The sequence below is a fragment of the Streptomyces colonosanans genome (genome assembly GCF_001866645.1).
In the GTDB taxonomy this organism is placed as follows: Bacteria; Actinomycetota; Actinomycetes; order Streptomycetales; family Streptomycetaceae; genus Streptomyces; species Streptomyces colonosanans.
Genome location: NZ_MLYP01000042.1, coordinates 17,320 through 34,122, shown reverse-complemented (window position 1 = coordinate 34,122; position 16,803 = coordinate 17,320). Strand labels below are relative to the sequence as shown.

Here is a 16,803-nt window from a genome sequence, read left to right as displayed (position 1 = left end):
AGCGAGAAGGAGGGGACTTTCTTGTGTTTAAAACTGCGTTCCTCCGCTACGGGATGTCGGTACCCTTGGCGAAACCGCTGGTTTGACTTCGATGTTTGGTGCTTAGCTCCTTCTTGTAAGGGCGGGCCCGTTTTGGAGGTCGCAGCACACCCAGACTGCCTGCTAATTCCATGTACCACAACATTGCACGTCGATAATCCACGAGGTACGCATGTCGACTAAGAAGAAGACAGTAGTCTTTCGACCTCAAGGCGAATTCCTGGCTACAACAGTTCGCGACTGGCCGATCATGGAAACGGTGGATGGCTTCATCGGGCATGAGAGAGACCTAGTCCACGTCAAAGCTGTAGACCTTAAAGCTGCCCTGCGGTCATACAGGAAATATATGTGGGGTGAAGATGCTGAAGGGAGTATGGATCTTGCAGTAACGAATATTAATGACGAGTATTTCGACGACGAAGCCCCTCCCGGAGGCATCCGCTTCAGTCTCAGACAAGACGATCTCATCCTAGAGTTAGAATTCTGGTCCATGGAGTACCTTGATGAGGACGAAGAGCCTGAAGTTGTGGACGCTTATATTCGTGCATTAGGGCCTTACCTGAAGCGTGCCAAGACGGAATTTTTGGGTTGGGAGCGCAGTCATGACTACCCGGCATCCCCATTCCTGATCAAGATCAATCTCCGTCCACCGACTCGCGGGAAGACGCTCAAGGAGATCTACGGCATCGGAGAGGGCGCTATTGCTCTTCTTGCTGCGCTTCAAGGTGCCACTCTGACTCGTGAAACGACCCTCAATTTGCTGCGTGCGGGAAACGCAAGCGTCCTGATTGGACAGCCTGAGGGTCCGTGGTTGGATGTCAAGTCGGATCACTATAATCTTAAATCCGCATCGGGGAAGATCTCGCTTGCCCAGGCTGTTGCTCGTTTCGCGAACGCGGAACATGGCGGAATCGTAGTCGTTGGCATGAGGGGCAAAAAAGTGCCGGGCGGAGAGGAGATCAGAGGCATTTGTCCTGTGCCCTTGGATAAGGGAGTTCTCCGTGCATATCAGTATGCCGTCGAGCATCACCTCTACCCGCCGCCTGATTACCTAGATATTGAATCAGTTGAGATCGACGGTGGCATGCTCGTTCTCATCCATGTACCTCCGCAGCCAGAAGAATTGAAGCCATTCTTGGTGCATGGGGCCATAGTTGAAGGATCAGTCGAGGGGGCTTTCATTAGCATTATCCGACGGCGCGGCGAGAGTTCGATCCCTATCACGGCACCTGCGATCCATGCCACGCTGGCCGCAGGAAGAGCTCTCTTGCGGCGGGGGAATGTCGACAACGGCGATAATGCTAAGGGATCGTGAGGGCGTCATCTAATTACTGCTCCGGTGCTCCGGTGATGGAACCCTGGCAGAACACTCACTCCTTCATTTCTCCTCCAGGGTTGCCCTTAACTAGCCGCCTCATCTGTCGTACAGCCTCGGCGACCTCGACCCTCATTTGGGCGGTAAACGGCCATCTTCCGCTTTTGCGGAGATTGCAGTCGGCGCACGCGGGACGAAGGTTGGCCAGAGTGTGTGCCCCACCCTTGGACAAAGGCTTGTAGTGATCGATCTGAAGCACGACTGTCTCTTCGTCAAACAGGTGACCACAAATCCAGCAGGCGCCGCCGAACTGGTCCACGAGATTCTGAAGCTGATCTTGCGTTATGTGCTCAGCCTCGGCGAGCCGTTTGATAGCGCGACGGCGTGACTCGGCCCGTCTGCCAGCCGCGCGCCGAGATTCACGCACTGCTGGGTCCTTGCCTCGCTCGCGATGCCTTTGTGCTCTTTCCTCGGCATGTCTCAGATGACTCTCGCGGGCCTTTTGGCTGCTCCAATCAGGGTGGGTAAGGTGGTATGCTCTCGTCTTTTCGATCTTTGCCGATGGATTCTTCAGATACGCCTCGCGCCCGCGCCGATTCCGCTCATCCCGGCGAGTGTCGTCGTATTCCTTCACACACGGCTTGCAACGGGGACGCCGACCGTCCGATGATCCGCTGTCCTTGTGGAAATCGTCTAAAGATTTCACCTCGCCGCAGACGGTACACCGCTTAGTACCAGCTTCCGGTGTGGCAGTCTTGCGTCGGTCGTGGCCACAGGAGCTACTAGAGCGACCGGCCGAGTAGACGTCTATCTCTTTGATGCTGCCACAGGAACACTTGGCCACTGCTCGACGGCTGGGAGGACCTTCATAAGAGACAATCTCCCATTCCCCTACTTTGTCGCCGACCTTCGTTCTGTGCATTCTGCGCATGCATCCGCAGGAGATTGTCTTTCCGTGGAGTAGTGAAGAGGCGTATACCTCGCGCTCGGTTCCGCACCGGCACTGCACTCGGTAGCGAGCTCCCCCGCTGTGTGCCTGGACTGCCCAGAAGCCGAACTCATCTCCCACCTTGATCATTCGTCAATATTACTGTGGAGCAACGGCAATTGGGTGCTGGATGGAGATGCTGCTATTGGGTTGGCTGTCGGGGTGGTCTCGCGCCTCCGCGAGAGACCTCGGTACCGTCGACGTCGAGTCCGGCGCACGTCGGGTTGGTCACCCGTAGGCGTGCGCTGGTTGATCGCGCGCGATTAGGGGAGCTGGTGCGGGCATGGCGGTTGACGCTGCTCGAACGCAAGAAGGGTTCACGTCGGCGGGGGCTGCGCGGGTGATGGCCGCCGCGTGCCGGGCTGCAGGGCTCGACGGCAGAGGCGCGGAGTTGATCCGTCTCGGGGAAAACGCGTTGTTTCGGCTGGCATCCGTGCCAGTGATCGTGCGCGTGGCTCGGGGGGAAGAGTGGCTATCCAAAGCCCGCACCGAAGTGGCCGTATCGCGGTGGCTGGCGGAGGAAGGGTTCCCGGCGGCTCGGATCGTTGAGGACATGGAGCAGCCGTTCTTGATCGATGACCACCCGGTGACCTTCTGGCATCTGATCGTCGAGGGCGGCCGTAAGGCGACGTATGGGGAGCTGGGTGGGGTTCTGCGGGACCTGCACTCGCTGACCGTGCCGGACAATCTTGTGCTGCCGTCGTTCGAGCCCTTCGGCAAGCAACAGCTACGGCTCGACCGTGCGGTGATCCCGGACGACGACAAGGTCTTCTTGCAAAAGCGCTGGCGTGAACTGCAAGACAAGTACGCCGACTTGAGGTTCGAGTCGCCGAAGGGGCCGGTACATGGGGATGCCCACGTGCAGAACCTCATGGTGGACGATCAGGGGCGCGTGGTCCTGATCGACTTCGAGTGCTTCTGCTACGACCACCCTGAGTGGGATCTCATGGTTACATCGGTCGAGCACCACAGCCTTGGGTGGCAGACCGACGAGCAGTATGCCGACTTCGTGGCCGCGTACGGGCGCGATCTGTACGACTGGCACGGGTACGAGACACTGCGCGGTATCCAAGAGTTCGGCATGACGACGTGGCTCATGCAGAACGTGCAGGAAGACGAGGAAACCGCGGCTGAGTACCGCCGGCGCATCGCTGGCCTGCGCGATGACGATGCGCCTCGGGACTGGCGGCCCTGGTAGCTGCTACTCGTCGTCCTCGTCCAGGCGGGCTAGCGCGTCGTGCACCTTCTCGTTGAAGGCGGCCACGGTGGGGTTCGTCGCGTGCACGCTGACTTCGCTCTGGAAGTCGGTTACGTAGCGCTGGAAGCGGGTGGACTGGAGGGAGTCGCCGCCGTCGACTGCGAGGCTTGCAGCGGTGACGGCGGCTTCCAGTTCGCCGTTCAGTAGCTGGCTCTGGGCGAGCACCATGCGGCAGAAGCCGAGGGTGCGGGCGTACTTCAGGTCGGTGCTGTCCACGGCGCGTTGGGCCTGTTCGACGGCTTCGCGGCGCATCTTGAGGTCGCGGAAGCAGTGGCAGAGTTCGCCCATGAGTTCCGCTTCGTCGAAGTAGCTCAGCCACGCCGGGTCTTCGGCGGTATCGGCACGCTGGAAGTGGTGTTCCGCCTCCATCATGGCTCGGCTCGCCGCGATGCCGTCGCCTGCGTTGGACAAGGCGCGGGCCTCCATCGCCGCGTAGTTCGCCATAGCGCGCGGTGTGGCTTGTCCCTTGGCGCCTTCGACGGCGGCGCGGGCTAGCTGGATGGCCTGGGCGTGGTTGCCGAGGTAGTTGGCCTGGTGGCTGAGGTTGCCGAGGATGCGGGCGCCGAACATGCGGTCGTCGATGACCTGGGACAGGCGCAGCGTGGATGTGAGGTAGCGGTGGGCCAGGCGGTGATTTCCGGCGTCGTACGCGGTCCACGCGAGTAACTGGGAGACCTCAGCGGCGGCGCCGAATAAGGCGGTCCCCACCTTCTCGCTGTAGCTCGCGTCCAGCAGGGGTAGCACCTCGTGCCGGAAGTAGTGGCGTAGAGCCTTGTGGCCGTGACCTCCGCCGTACTTGAAGTCGAGCGCCATGAATGTCCCGGCGGCATCCCTGATCGCGCGGACGTCGCGCATGCCGACTCGTTGGTGAGCGGGTTTGTCGGCTTGGATGCCGTCGGGGCGCGCGATCATCCATGACAGGACGGCGGCGCTGAGATCGCCCTCGGCGATGATCAGTTGATCCGAAGCGGGGGTGCCGGCGCGCTCCTGGGCGAGCCCGTCAAGCATGGACAGGACCTCGGGGACAGTGCTCGGGTAGCCGATGGGCTCAGGAGCCGTCGCCTTGGTGTGGTCGAAGAAGCCGAGATCACCCGGCGTGATGCGGCGCCCGAGCTTGGCCGAGAGCACGTCTGCCATGATCGCCGCTGTCTGTGGCCTGATGCCCGCGCCGTCTCGCCACCGCTTCACCGCGATGTGCGTTGTACCCAGGTCCATGCCACGCCGGGCGGCCTCGTCCGTCATGCGTTTCGCAAGGCCCTTGTTCGAGACCGTCGCTTCGTCCATGACAGCGATCAGCTGCACATTTGGCTCTCGGCTCATGCTCCCCTGCCAACCCGAGAATTACGGCGAGTATCCATCCTGTCACAGGGATACCGGCTTGGGGGTTCATTCGTGAACCCCCCTCGCGTTTGCCAGTGTTCACGTGAACCCTCCGGTGAACGCTCCCGGCGACGCGCCCCGCGCCGTGTACTGGCTTGGCCACGGCAAGCCGTGTGCAGAGGCCATCTGAGGTTCGAAAGGGGACGTGATGGGTGCGAGGAATGTCGAGCAGCGCAAGTACTTGGCGAGCGAACTGGATGCGTACGCGCACTGGTTCACCGCGCCGGACCCGTCCTCGGGCGGGTGCTTCCTGGCGCTCACCCTCTTCGCCGAGTTCTCCGACACCGTGCGTACGGCACGAGACATGACGGCCGCCTTCCTGCGGAGCGCAGGTGCTGACCAGATCGTCGATGACGCCCGGCTCGTAGTGTCGGAGCTTGTCGGCAACGTGGTGAATCACGTTGTGCCGGACCGCTGCTTGGCGCTTCCTGGTGGCGGTCGGCGCATCGATGTGACGTTCAAGCTGTGGCCGAAGTGGCTGTTCATCGGCGTTGCTGATGAGGACTCGACGCCTCCCATGCTCCCGGTCGGCGAGCCCTTCGCCCCGCAGCTAGTGGGAGAGCTGTCGGAGGCAGTGTTGCCCGACAGTGGTCGCGGACTGCTGATCGTTCAGCGGCTCGCCACTTCGGTCTGGTGGACCCCGGAAGACAAGGGCGGAAAAACGGTGTGGTGCCGCTTCGACTTCGACGGCGGAAGCGAGGGCGAACTGCTCTCCTGATCTCCGGGCCGTCGCCCCTGTGCTGCTCCCTCGCGATCGGGAGAGGGCGATGGGCCGGGCCTGGGCCGGAGTCTGACCTCTCTGGCCAACGGGGCGCGGCTCCTCTGTGACCGGCAGGGGCTCTCTGCTCGCACCCGGGGCTCCCCGCCCGTAAGGGGAGCCGCGCTCCACAACCGAATACCGAGACCGGGCCACCCCATCAGCCCTGGAAAGCGAAGGGTGGCCCGGCAGGGGACGCAGCGGTCCCCGGTGCCTGATGGTACCGGGGTCGTTGCGCTGCGTCGCATCTGGCTCTGGATCCAAGGAAGTTGATGGTCCGATATCTGGAGCAGGGCTGAGGTGGACAAGGTGACTGGCGAGGGTGAGAACTGGCTCAGCGAGGGCCTGGACGACATCGCGGGCGCGGATTCTGGCCTGTGGGTGCCTGGCGTCGACTACATGGCGGGCTGGAGGGAAGCGCGGGAGGTTGCGGACCGACTGAACCGCGCGCTCTTGAGTGTGGGCTTCGAGTTGTCCGCCGTGCGGGCCGTCGCCTCGACGAACGGGGACGGGAGTGGGGTCGTGCGCCTGGCGGGGTGGCCGGGTGCCGTGGACCGGCTTGCTCAGCTCCTGGAGGTGTGCGCGGACGGCCATGGTGGTGCAGCGTGAGGGGTCTTTTCGCTGGTGAGCGGTGCGGGTGGGCACGTCGCCGGCCGGAGAGACTTTGGGCTGGAGCTGCCATGGGGCGAGTGAACAGGGGGCCTTACGCTGGCCCGGCGAATCGGGCAGGCACTGGTCCTGCCCGCGTTTGTGCCCGATGGGCCCCCTGTTCTTCGAGGCTCGCCCCATGGTGGCTGCCTAAAGTCTCGGAGGCCGTCGACCCCCAGCCCCGGTTGCCCCGGCCTGCGACGGCTGGTCGACGCCTCGACTCCTTGGGCGTGCTGCGGTCTGGGGCGCTCGGCGCCCGGACGGGACCGGCGGCCACGCCGCACGCCCGGCCGGGGCGGCCGGGCGCCCCGGCGCGCCGCAGGCGCGCCCTTGAGGAAGTAAGGGCTGTTTCGACCGATGCTCTTTGCAGGTCAGGTGCGGGTGCGTCGTGCGGGCTGCTTGTCGGCGGTGATCCGGTAGGCGAGTTCGGCACGGTCCGCGCCAAAGCGCAGTTCTTCGAGGAACAGTGGGCGGTCGTCGGTGCCGTGCGCGACGCGGGCAATGTGCAGGATCGGGGTGGCGTCCGGGAGCTGGAGCGTGGTCCGCTCGTCGGGCAGCGGCATGTGCGCGCGTACCGTCTCGGTCCAGGTCAGCTTGTGGCCGTCCTGGGTGAGCAGCCGGTAGATCTCGGCCGGGTGCGAGCACGGCTCCTCGGCGAGCAGCGGTACGGCTTCGGCCACCTCGAAGGGGATCAAGGTTCGGTGCATCGCACGCGTGCCGGTTCCGGGGTCCACGAGCAAGCGGTCACACCCGAACAGGGCCTCTTCCTCGCCGAGTCCGAGCAGCCGGCCGGTGATCTTCGTGGTGCGAGTGCGGTAGGCGCTCGGCTCCTCGGATTCCTGCCAGATGTCGCCACCCGGCATGACGAACGCGCCGTCGGTGGTGCGGCTGATGCGGCGCTCGATGGTGAGGACGGGCTGTCCGCTGGAGCGCACGAAGCTGCCCTTGCCGTGGCGGACGTCGATCAGGCCTTCCGCGCGCAGAGCCGCGATCGCGTTGCGGACGGTCGGCCGCGAGACGCCGTAGCGGGCCATGAGCTGTGCTTCGGACGGAAGCAGGGAGTCGGGTGCGAACTCGCCGGACAGGATCGCTTCTCGGATCGCTGCGGCCACTTGCTGGTAGAGGGCTCCGGGGCGCTGGATCTCCGACATCTCGGTATCTCCGGGTTCGTGTCGTAGTCACGTCGCACGCGCGACATCACTCGTCAGCATAAGTACTTGCACTCTCGCCGTACAGAGCCTCATAGTCATCACTCGTAAGGACAAGTGACGTCAGTACATCACTGGCGTCTCGACTGGCCAGGGAGGCCAAACAAGATGCAGTCCATTCCTGTGGACACGACGCGACTGGGCGTACTGCGGTGCGCCATCGCGCCTGAAGCGAAGTTCAGCAACCCCGAGACGCAGGAGGTGAAGAGGGACCGGGACGGCAACCCGGTCTGGACCGTGGCCGTTACCGTGCGGCAGGACCGGCGACGTATCTCCGTCATCGAGATCGCCGTCAGTGGTCAGCCGAAAGGCATCGAGGAAGGGCAGGTCGTCAAGGTCACCGGGCTGACGGCGTTCATGTGGTCGATGGGTGACCGGCACGGCGTCAGCTTCCGCGCCGACGCGATCACGCCCGTGCACGCCGGTCCGGCGAACACCAAGGGCGGTGACGCCTGATGAGCCCGATCCTCCTAGCCTTCGCCCTGGCGGCGCTGGCCTGGGTGCTGGTCGTCGGGGACCTGGTGCGTCGGCACCGTCCGGCCTGGCACTGGTACCTCGTCGGCTACCCGGTCACCGCGTGCCGGGTGGTGTTCACCTGGCGCAAGGTCGCCATGCTCAACGACCTCGCCGTCTCCCGCCGGCCCCCGCGCGGCCTGCTCGGCGACCTGGTCGTGAAAGGCGATCCGCTGCGCCCGGTGGCTCCCCGGGTCTCGTTCCCGCGCGCCACGCGTCTGGGGCTGACCGTGATCGTGCGGCTGCACGCGGGCCAGACCCCCGCGACGTACATGAAGGCGGCGGATGCGCTGGTGCATGCGTGGAAGGTCCACGCAGTGCGGGTCACCTCGCCAGAACGCGGGCTCGTGCTCCTGTCGGCGACGGCCACGGACCCGCTGGAGCGTCCTGGTTTCGCGACAGCCCCCGCCGCATTGCTCTCCGCTCTCATCGGTGCCTTGGAGACCGGCGGCGCCTGGGTGATGAACCTGCGGCTCGTTCCGCACTGGCTCATCGTGGGGGCAACACGGTCGGGCAAGTCCACTCTGCTGGCCCGGCTGATCACGCAGTTGGCGACTCAGCCGGTTGCCCTGGTCGGTATCGACTGCAAGGGCGGTATGGAACTTGGCCTGTTCGCCGGGCGGTTGAGCGCGCTGGCCACCTGCCGCAGAGAAGCGGTGGCCGTGCTCTCCGCCCTCGTGGTCGACATGCAGGACCGGATGAGTGCGTGCCGGTCGGCCGGGGTTCGCTCGATCTGGGAGCTGCCCGAGAAGTTGCGGCCAGTGCCGGTAGTCGTGATCGTCGACGAGATCGCGGAACTGTACCTGTCCGACGGCACGCGGGAGAGCAAGGCGGAGGCAGAGCAGTGCTCCACGCTGCTGCTGCGCCTGGCCCAGCTCGGTGCGGCGCTCGGCATCCATCTGGTGGTCGCCGGTCAGCGCGTCGGCTCCGATCTCGGCCCCGGCGTCACCGCCTTACGTGCCCAACTGGGCGGCCGGATCTGCCACCGGGTCAACGACCCCGGCACGGCAGAGATGACTCTCGGAGACCTCAACAAGGACGCCGTGACCGTCGCTCAGTCGATCACAGCCGAGGAACAGGGCGTCGCGGTCTGCACCAGCCCGGATGGCGGCTGGAGCCGCGCCCGCTCACACCTCACCCCCACGGAAGAGGCCGTGTCGACGGCGCTGAAGCACTCCGGCATGACCCCCCAACTGCCCGCCATAGACCGCGCACTCGCGGCACTGGAAGGAGACGACAAGTGATCAGCGAAGGTACGGCGTTCACGTTCTCGGTGATCTTCGGGATCATCACCGTCCTCCTCGTCCGCTCCCGCGACGTGCGCGCCTGGGAAGCGGTCTGCGTCGGCCTCTTCGGCATCTACCTCGGCCAGACCCCCGTGTTCCTCACCGTCCACGAACTCCTCACCTGGCTCATCAACGGCTTCTCCCACACCTGAACAGAAAGGACGCACGGCCATGACCATGCGCCGCGTGAGGTGCCCCCACTGCAAAGGCGACGGGGCCCGCAAGACCTGGACCGGACGCCTGCACCGCTGCCGCATCTGCCGCGGCACCGGAACCATCCACTGAACCCGCACCGCCCGGCCACACACGCAAGGAGTACCACCCATGGACGACACCGCGCCACCCACCCTCATCCGTGCCGCTCCGGCGGCCCACCCCGAAAGGGCACCACCATCACCCCGGAGTACACCCCGGCTGACCGGCGCGCCGCCCTAGACCGTGCGGCGCGCCTGCGTCAGCTCACCGAAGCAGACCGCGACGCCATCCGCCTCGCCCAAGACCCCAAGTTTCCCCGCTGGCTGGAGCAGATCACCGCAACCGGTGGCTGCTCCCACCCCATCCACCTCTCCGGCTCGACCACCACCCTGGACGCGTCGACCGGCGAGATCATCCGTCACTACGACACCCGCGACGAACCCGGCGAACGCCTCCTCGTCCGCTGCCGCAACCGCCGCGTAACCGTCTGCCCCGCCTGCTCTCGCCTACACGCCGGGGACACCTACCACCTCGTCCGCGCGGGCCTCCTCGGCGGCAAGAACGTCCCCGGCACCATTCGCAACCGGCCCCGGCTCTTCATTACCCTCACCGCGCCCTCCTTCGGACCCGTGCACCGCGCGGGAGACCGATGCCGCCCCCGCCGCGACGGCGGAACCTGCGAACACGGACGGCCCCTTGGCTGCGGCGCCATCCACGCGTCGGATGCGCCGGTTGTCGGCCAACCGCTCTGCCCCGACTGCTACGACTACACGAGCCACGTGCTCTGGCACGCACACGCCTCCAAACTGTGGGACCGCTTCGTCATCGACGTCCGGCGGCGCCTCGCCTCCTCAGTCGGCCTCGTACAGTCCCGCTTCGCACTGCACGCCCGGCTGTCCTTCGCCCGCGTCGCCGAATACCAGAAACGCGCCGCAGTCCACGTCCACGCCGTCGTACGCCTCGACGGCCCGACTGGACCCGACGACGAACCCCCCGCCTGGGGCACTCCAGACCTACTCATCGACGCCGTGCGCGCCTCCGCCCGGCGGGTCCTGGTTCACACGCCCTACAGCTTGGCCGTGGGTGAGCTGGCCTTGCGCTGGGGCGCCCAGGTCGACGCCCGGCCCCTGCACGCCAACGGTGACGGACCCGACGATGACGCGGTCGCCGCGTACGTCGCCAAGTACGTCACCAAGGGAGCGAGCGAGACCGGCGCCGGCACCGACCACCCACTCACCACCCGGGACGACATCGAGTCCGTACCCGTCAATGCGCACGTTCGCACCCTCATGCGTACCTGCTGGCGCCTTGGCAAACTCCCCGAGTACGAGCCACTGCACCTACGCACATGGACTCACACACTCGGCTATCGCGGCCACATCCTCACCAAATCCCGTGCCTACTCCACCACCTATGCGGCCTTGCGTGCCGACCGCGCTGCACACCGAGCGAACGGTGAGCAGTTGGGAGAAGGAACAGTCACAGAAGCCACTTGGCGCTATATCGGCTCGGGCTACACCCCTGGTGCCGCCCAACTCGCTGCCGGAATTGCGGAAGACCTCGCCCAAAACCGTGAGTTCGCTCGCGAAGCAAAGCACGAACAGTGGTGGGGCGAATGAGCTGTCCGAAGAGGAAGCAGCCGCAGCCTGGCGAAGTTGTTTCTCGCTGGCGCGCTGTTGAGTGGGGGGAGAGTGAAGAGCGGCGTTTGGCTGCTCTTTTGTTCGGAAGCCTCTCCAACAGGACTAAGCGGCCCGGAACTTACCGGAGAACGCCTGCCTAGTAGCAAGTTGGGCCGCTACCCTGATGGGACATCACATGGAGGTCCCAGGGGGTTGCCGCCCCCTGGGACCAGGCCAGTCAAGGACCGGCCTGCCAGTCACGGAGGGACTGACATGGGGAAGGGTACCGTCATGCGCGGGCGCCGGACTGCTCGGGGCGTGATTCGGGTAGCCATCTACCTTCGCGTATCAACCGCGAAGCAGGTCGAGGGGTACGGCCTCGACACTCAGGAGAAGCAGTGCAAGGCATGGCTGAACTACAAGCTCGGCCCCGGCAAGTACGAGATTCACAAGGTTTACGTCGACGGTGGAGAGTCCGGAAAGAAGGACTCACGGCCTGGCCTCGACGAGATGACCGAAGCAATTGAAAGAGGTCTCATCGACCTCGTTGTCTTCGGCAAGTTGGACCGCATCGGACGGACCATGGAGGACATCCACCTCTGGGTGTTCAACGCTACCAAGCACCACAAGATCAGGGTCGCTACGGCGGATGGCCGACTGGACAGTGACGACGAACTGTTCGGCATCATGCTCAGCCTGCTGTCGTACATGGCGGAGCTGGAACATACCTTGATCCTCGAGCGAACTACGGGCGGTCGGGATCAGAAGTTGGCTGCTGGCGGTTGGCCTCTTGGACAGCCCCCGTACGGTGTGACCCTCAGTGGCAAGGGTGGCAAGGCGGTTCCGGTCCTCTGTGAGGACGAGGTACGGGTGATCGACCTCGCCGCGAATCTGATCGTGGATCTCGGTTACTCGCGGGATGAGGCTGCCGAGCACCTGAACGACCTCGGTATCCGCACCCGTAAGGGCTTGCTGTGGACCGGTGCGAACCTGGCTGGGCGGGTCAACTCCACAGCCCTTGACGGATACGTAGAGTTCCGCATCGAGCGCACCACTGATGACGACGAAGAGGAGACCTTTGAGGTCTTCCGGATCGAGGTTCCCCGGCCGATCAGTGATCCGAAGCGCGTGGAGGCTCTCCGGAAGGCTCTCAACCGGCGGTCGTTCAAGAAGAAGAACCTCAACCACTACCTTTTCACGGGTCGACTTCACGCGCTGTGTGGCGGCTACTACACGGGCGGAAAGGCGGCTCAATCTCCCATCGGCTACTACCGCTGTATGGGCAAGCGGCTGGGACTGAATTGCGAGTGCGCGGATCTTCCCGCACCCGACGTTGAAAGGGCCATCTGGGCTGAGATTCGGACCCTCCTCTCGGATGCGGACAAATTCAGGGAGCTCGCCGCCAAGTGGCTGGGGGCGATCCCGGCACGTGCCGAGACGTATCGGGTGCGTCTCGCTGAGCTGGACGTGCAGATCGAGAAGAAGAAGGCCAGCCGCAAGGGGCAGCTCCTCCAGAAGCTCACTCAACTCTTTGAGGATGAGTTGGGTGAGGGTTCTGGAGACGGGATAGACGAGGACACGATCCGGGAGGTGAAACAAGCCCTCCAGGCGAAGGAAGACGAGCTGACCGCCGAGCGTGACCGTGTGGCTCGCTGGCTCCGAGAAGCTGAAGACCAGCAGCAACGGGCGGACGAGATCATCGCCCTGGTGGAAGAGCAGGCGACCGAGATGGACTCTTTCACCCTCGTGCAGCGTCGGGACCTGCTTGAGCTGTTGGACATCCGCGTACAGGTGGTCGGCAAGGGGCAGCCGCACAGGAAGGGGATTGCCGATCCCCTTGCAGAGTGGCACAGGGTGACGGGCACGCTGGTGCCGCTGAAGATCAGCGATGAGGGGTGGGAGACGGTTGATGTCCTCCTTCCCGCTTCTCGCCAGAAAAGGACGCCGAAGCGCGAGATGTTCGACGCGATCACGTGGAAGCTACGTACCGCTGCCCGGTGGACTGACGTGACGGTCTCCGGGAACTCCTGGGGCGCCGTGAGGCGGCGTGCGGATGCCTGGCGCACCTCGGGCGCTTGGGAGGCCGCAATGGAGGCTCTGAAGGGCGCTGGCGGGGTACCTGTTCCCCCGCTCATGGTCCTGCCACCCATGGAGGTCACGGGCAGTATCGATCCGAAGTTCGCGGCGCTGAAGCTGGAGACCCTGGAGATCTGCGAGGGAGGTGGGGAGTGCTGCAATCAGAATCACACCCACGCACAGGCTTCCCGGAGATGGTGATCTTCGGGCTGATCCAGCCGATCATGTTCGTCGTGCTGTTCAGCTATGTCTTCGGCGGCTCCATGAAGATCGGCGGCAGCACCAGCCCGGCCGACTACCGCAACTTCCTGATGGCCGGCATCTTCGCCCAGACCGTCACGTTCGCCACGGCGGGCGCCGGCGCGGGCATCGCCGACGACATGCACAAAGGTCTTATCGACCGCTTTCGCTCCCTGCCCATGGCCCGGGGCGCGGTGCTCACCGGGCGTACGCTCGCGGACCTCGTGCAGACTGCGCTGACCGTGCTGGTCCTCGCGATCGTGGCCCTGCTGGTCGGCTGGCGCGTGGGCTCGAACGCGGACACCAACGTCGGCAAGGTGCTCGCCGCCTTCGGTCTGCTCCTGCTGTGCGGGTACGCGTTCACCTGGATCGGCGCGCTGATCGGCCTCTCGGTGCGTACACCGGAGGCGGCCACCTCCGGCGGGCTGATCTGGCTGTTCCCGGTCACGTTCGTATCGAACGCGTTCGTCGACTCCAGCAAGATGACGCCCTGGCTGCGACATATCGCCGAGTGGAACCCGTTCAGCGCCACCGTGCAGGCCTGCCGCACTCTGTTCGGCAATCCCGGGGTGTCGCGGTCGGACGCCTGGCCGATGGCCCACCCGGTCTGGGCCTCGCTGCTCTACTCGATCCTGGTCATCGCGGTATTCCGGACGCTGGCGGTGCGCAAGTACCGCTCGGCGACTGCGTGACGCGTCGGTGTGATGTGTCGGTGTGACGCTCCGACGGGCGGCGGCCTTCCGGGCCGCCGCCCGTCGAGCCGTCGATCGAGCCGGTCGCCCGGGTCATCCGTCGGCCTGTAGTAGCGATGCCGGCCCGGGCATGACGAAACCCTCGGCGTGGTGAGGGCGCCGAGGGCTCGTCGAAGGCGTTGTGGCGGCTCAGCCCTGGTAGGGCTCGGCCTTCAGGACCCTCACCATGGCCGTCTTGCCGTTCGGCAGCTCGTACTCGGCGTCCTCGCCGACCTTCTTGCCGTTCACGCCCGTGCCCAGGGGGGACTGCGGCGAGTAGGTCTCGATGTCCGAGCTCGCGTACTCGCGGGACGCGAGCAGGAAGGACAGGGTGTCGTCCTCGTCACCGTCGAAGGCGATGGTGACGATCATGCCGGGCGCCACCGCGCCGTCGGCCGCCGGAGCTTCGCCCACCTTGGCGTTCTCCAAGAGCTGGGTCAGCTGGCGCACACGGAGCTCCTGCTTGCCCTGCTCCTCCTTGGCCGCGTGGTACCCGCCGTTCTCACGCAGGTCGCCCTCCTCGCGCGCAGCCGCGATCTTGGCGGCGATCTCCGTGCGCGCAGGACCAGAAAGGTACTCCAGCTCGGCCTTGAGCTGGTTGTACGCCTCCTGGGTCAGCCAGGTGACGTTCTCGCTGGTCTGGGTCACAGGTGCTCCTCGTCGGTACTTGGATACAAAGCATCGCCCTACCCAGAAGAATGTTCCTTCATGGGTGGGCGAAACCACGAGCCTAACAATTCAGACGCAGAAGGGGGAGGACATAAGCCACGAGAATTACGTCAACGCAGGTCACTGACTGTGTGACAAGAGCGACGTCAGTCCGCGTGGCAGCCGAGCAGCTCTGCCGTCGTGCCCGGGGCCGTCGTGCGCAGTGTGACGACCTTGTCGATGCGCGTGGTGTTCCCGCCGAACCGGAAGTCCGCGCGGCCCACCTCGGCGCCGTCCGCCGCCTGGGAGCGCAGGGTGCAGTAGCCGGAGGTGTCCGCGTCCTTGCGTACCTCCAGATGGGCCTTGACCGCGGTGGGCGAGGTCTCGAAGGCGATGACCTCGGCGCTGATCTTGCTCTGCCCGACATAGTGGTATGCGAACCAGCCGACGAGGGCGATCAGGGCCGCCCCCAGCACACCGCCGACGATCTTGAGCTTGCGGTCGGCGCGCGCGTCCGCGGAGCGCCCGTAGCGACCCTCGGGCAGCTGCGTGCTCGCCGTCGTCATGATCGTCCTCTCGGCAGGGGCGGGGCGGATGTCCCGAAAGGGGCGTCCACGGGCCGGACCCGGAATTTTTCGCCCCCCGATTCGGTCACTATAGAAGCCGCCCATCGTGCCGAATCACACCGGGCGCCGACTTGCCGACTTACTGAGGATCGAGTCTTGACTGACCAACTGCGACTGATGGCCGTGCACGCTCACCCCGACGATGAGTCGAGCAAGGGCGCGGCCACCATGGCGAAGTACGTTTCCGAGGGGGTGGACGTGCTGGTGGTGACCTGCACGGGCGGAGAACGCGGCTCCATCCTCAATCCCAAGCTTCAGGGCGACAAGTACGTCGAGGAACACATCCACGAGGTGCGCAAGAAGGAGATGGACGAGGCCCGGGAGATCCTGGGCGTCAAGCAGGAGTGGCTGGGCTTCGTCGACTCGGGTCTGCCGGAGGGCGATCCGCTGCCCCCGCTCCCTGAGGGCTGCTTCGCGCTGGAGGACGTCGACAAGGCGGCCGGCGAGCTGGTCCGCAAGATCCGCGCGTTCCGCCCCCAGGCGATCACCACCTACGACGAGAACGGCGGCTATCCGCACCCCGACCACATCATGACCCACAAGATCTCGATGGTGGCGTTCGAGGGTGCGGCGGACACGGAGAAGTACCCGGAGGCGGAGTTCGGCCCGGCGTGGCAGCCGATGAAGCTCTACTACAACCAGGGCTTCAACCGGCCGCGCACCGAGGCGCTGCACAACGCGATGCTCGAGCGCGGTCTGGAGTCGCCGTACGGGGACTGGCTGAAGCGGTGGGACGAGTTCGAGCGTGTCGAGCGCACGCTGACCACCCACGTCCCGTGCGCTGACTTCTTCGAGATCCGTGACAAGGCGCTGATCGCGCATGCCACGCAGATCGACCCCGACGGCGGCTGGTTCCGCGTCCCGATGGAGCTGCAGAAGGAGGTCTGGCCGACCGAGGAGTACGAGCTGGCGAAGTCGCTCGTGGCCACCTCGCTGCCGGAGGACGACCTGTTTGCAGGCATCCACCACTCCTGAGGGACAATGCCTGACATGAGCGCAAGCATGAGCCTGGCAGTGACGCATCTGGTCCCCCTCGCCGAGGTGGACCAGGACAAGGTCACCCCCGGTGTCCTCGGCTTCATCATCTTCGCGGTGATGGCCCTGGCGGTGTGGGGCCTGATGAAGTCCATGAGCAAGCACATGCGGAAGGTCGACTTCCAGGAGGACGCCGGCTCCGACGAGGAGGCCGGCAAGAAGGGGTCGGGCGCGCCCAGGCCCCAGCGCGGCTGAGGGCCGCCCCGCGGGGCTGCGACCCATGACGGGTGCAGTCCCACTG

At 65.2% G+C, this 16,803-nt stretch carries 18 protein-coding genes; 13 read left to right on the top strand and 5 right to left on the bottom strand.

The features are described from left to right. Window positions 1-211 precede the first annotated feature (211 nt). A complete protein-coding gene (locus BIV24_RS33345; protein WP_107459509.1) occupies window positions 212-1,354 on the top strand; it encodes an AlbA family DNA-binding domain-containing protein in 1,143 nt (380 codons plus the stop codon). A 55-nt stretch (window positions 1,355-1,409) separates the two neighbouring features. Here the strand turns inward: BIV24_RS33345 and BIV24_RS36465 are convergent, their stop codons facing one another. Next, window positions 1,410-1,613: an HNH endonuclease gene (locus BIV24_RS36465; protein ID WP_425442570.1), complete on the bottom strand. Its 204-nt coding sequence runs from the start codon at window positions 1,611-1,613 to the stop codon at window positions 1,410-1,412. Here BIV24_RS36465 and BIV24_RS35430 point away from each other — a divergent pair. Both BIV24_RS35430 and BIV24_RS16255 read left to right on the top strand, forming a co-directional pair. Beyond that, entirely contained in the window at window positions 1,596-1,742 is a 147-nt protein-coding gene (locus BIV24_RS35430) for a hypothetical protein (RefSeq protein WP_245766835.1), read from the top strand. The genes BIV24_RS36465 and BIV24_RS35430 overlap by 18 nt on opposite strands. A gap of 883 nt (window positions 1,743-2,625) precedes the next feature. Then, window positions 2,626-3,540, top strand: coding sequence for an aminoglycoside phosphotransferase family protein (locus tag BIV24_RS16255; RefSeq protein ID WP_071367026.1), 915 nt, complete (start codon window positions 2,626-2,628; stop codon window positions 3,538-3,540). 3 nt (window positions 3,541-3,543) lie between these two features. On the opposite strand, the gene BIV24_RS16250 is transcribed toward BIV24_RS16255, so the two are convergent. Beyond that, the gene (locus tag BIV24_RS16250; RefSeq protein WP_071367025.1) at window positions 3,544-4,920 is read right to left on the bottom strand and encodes an NsdA family TPR-like regulatory protein; all 1,377 of its coding nucleotides are present in this window, start codon (window positions 4,918-4,920) and stop codon (window positions 3,544-3,546) included. Between the two features lie 208 nt (window positions 4,921-5,128). Here BIV24_RS16250 and BIV24_RS16245 point away from each other — a divergent pair, with 208 nt between their 5' ends. Together BIV24_RS16245 and BIV24_RS16240 are read left to right on the top strand one after the other, a co-directional pair. After that, window positions 5,129-5,698, top strand: a complete 570-nt coding sequence (locus tag BIV24_RS16245) for an ATP-binding protein (protein ID WP_071367024.1) — start codon at window positions 5,129-5,131, stop codon at window positions 5,696-5,698. A 348-nt stretch (window positions 5,699-6,046) separates the two neighbouring features. After that, window positions 6,047-6,346, top strand: coding sequence for a hypothetical protein (locus tag BIV24_RS16240; RefSeq protein ID WP_071367136.1), 300 nt, complete (start codon window positions 6,047-6,049; stop codon window positions 6,344-6,346). A gap of 410 nt (window positions 6,347-6,756) precedes the next feature. Here BIV24_RS16240 and BIV24_RS16235 read toward each other — a convergent pair whose 3' ends face one another. Next, entirely contained in the window at window positions 6,757-7,536 is a 780-nt protein-coding gene (locus BIV24_RS16235) for a GntR family transcriptional regulator (protein WP_071367023.1), read from the bottom strand. A 165-nt stretch (window positions 7,537-7,701) separates the two neighbouring features. Between BIV24_RS16235 and BIV24_RS16230 the strand changes: the two genes are divergently transcribed. The 6 genes from BIV24_RS16230 (at window position 7,702) to BIV24_RS16205 (ending at window position 14,214) form a co-directional block, all read left to right on the top strand. After that, on the top strand, window positions 7,702-8,049 hold the full coding sequence (locus BIV24_RS16230; protein ID WP_071367022.1) for an SCO3933 family regulatory protein: 348 nt from the start codon (window positions 7,702-7,704) through the stop codon (window positions 8,047-8,049). After that, window positions 8,049-9,350: an FtsK/SpoIIIE domain-containing protein gene (locus BIV24_RS16225; protein WP_071367021.1), complete on the top strand. Its 1,302-nt coding sequence runs from the start codon at window positions 8,049-8,051 to the stop codon at window positions 9,348-9,350. The genes BIV24_RS16230 and BIV24_RS16225 overlap by 1 nt, the downstream gene beginning before the upstream one ends. Continuing rightward, window positions 9,347-9,544: a hypothetical protein gene (locus BIV24_RS16220; RefSeq protein ID WP_071367020.1), complete on the top strand. Its 198-nt coding sequence runs from the start codon at window positions 9,347-9,349 to the stop codon at window positions 9,542-9,544. The genes BIV24_RS16225 and BIV24_RS16220 overlap by 4 nt, the downstream gene beginning before the upstream one ends. A gap of 297 nt (window positions 9,545-9,841) precedes the next feature. Continuing rightward, on the top strand, window positions 9,842-11,206 hold the full coding sequence (locus BIV24_RS16215; protein ID WP_079168321.1) for a replication initiator: 1,365 nt from the start codon (window positions 9,842-9,844) through the stop codon (window positions 11,204-11,206). A 273-nt stretch (window positions 11,207-11,479) separates the two neighbouring features. Beyond that, entirely contained in the window at window positions 11,480-13,483 is a 2,004-nt protein-coding gene (locus BIV24_RS16210) for a recombinase family protein (protein WP_071367019.1), read from the top strand. After that, the gene (locus BIV24_RS16205; protein ID WP_079168300.1) at window positions 13,477-14,214 is read left to right on the top strand and encodes an ABC transporter permease; all 738 of its coding nucleotides are present in this window, start codon (window positions 13,477-13,479) and stop codon (window positions 14,212-14,214) included. Before BIV24_RS16210 ends, BIV24_RS16205 begins: the two co-directional genes overlap by 7 nt. A gap of 189 nt (window positions 14,215-14,403) precedes the next feature. Here BIV24_RS16205 and greA read toward each other — a convergent pair whose 3' ends face one another. Together greA and BIV24_RS16195 are read right to left on the bottom strand one after the other, a co-directional pair. Then, entirely contained in the window at window positions 14,404-14,901 is a 498-nt protein-coding gene (gene greA / locus BIV24_RS16200; protein ID WP_071367018.1) for a transcription elongation factor GreA, read from the bottom strand. Window positions 14,902-15,068: 167 nt separating this feature from the next. Then, complete coding sequence (locus BIV24_RS16195; protein WP_071367017.1) at window positions 15,069-15,467, bottom strand: DUF4307 domain-containing protein; 399 nt, start codon at window positions 15,465-15,467, stop codon at window positions 15,069-15,071. Between the two features lie 156 nt (window positions 15,468-15,623). Here BIV24_RS16195 and mca point away from each other — a divergent pair, with 156 nt between their 5' ends. Both mca and BIV24_RS16185 read left to right on the top strand, forming a co-directional pair. Next, window positions 15,624-16,502, top strand: coding sequence for a mycothiol conjugate amidase Mca (gene mca / locus BIV24_RS16190; protein ID WP_071367016.1), 879 nt, complete (start codon window positions 15,624-15,626; stop codon window positions 16,500-16,502). A gap of 6 nt (window positions 16,503-16,508) precedes the next feature. After that, on the top strand, window positions 16,509-16,757 hold the full coding sequence (locus BIV24_RS16185) for a hypothetical protein (RefSeq protein WP_079168299.1): 249 nt from the start codon (window positions 16,509-16,511) through the stop codon (window positions 16,755-16,757). The last annotated feature ends 46 nt before the right edge of the window (window positions 16,758-16,803 follow it).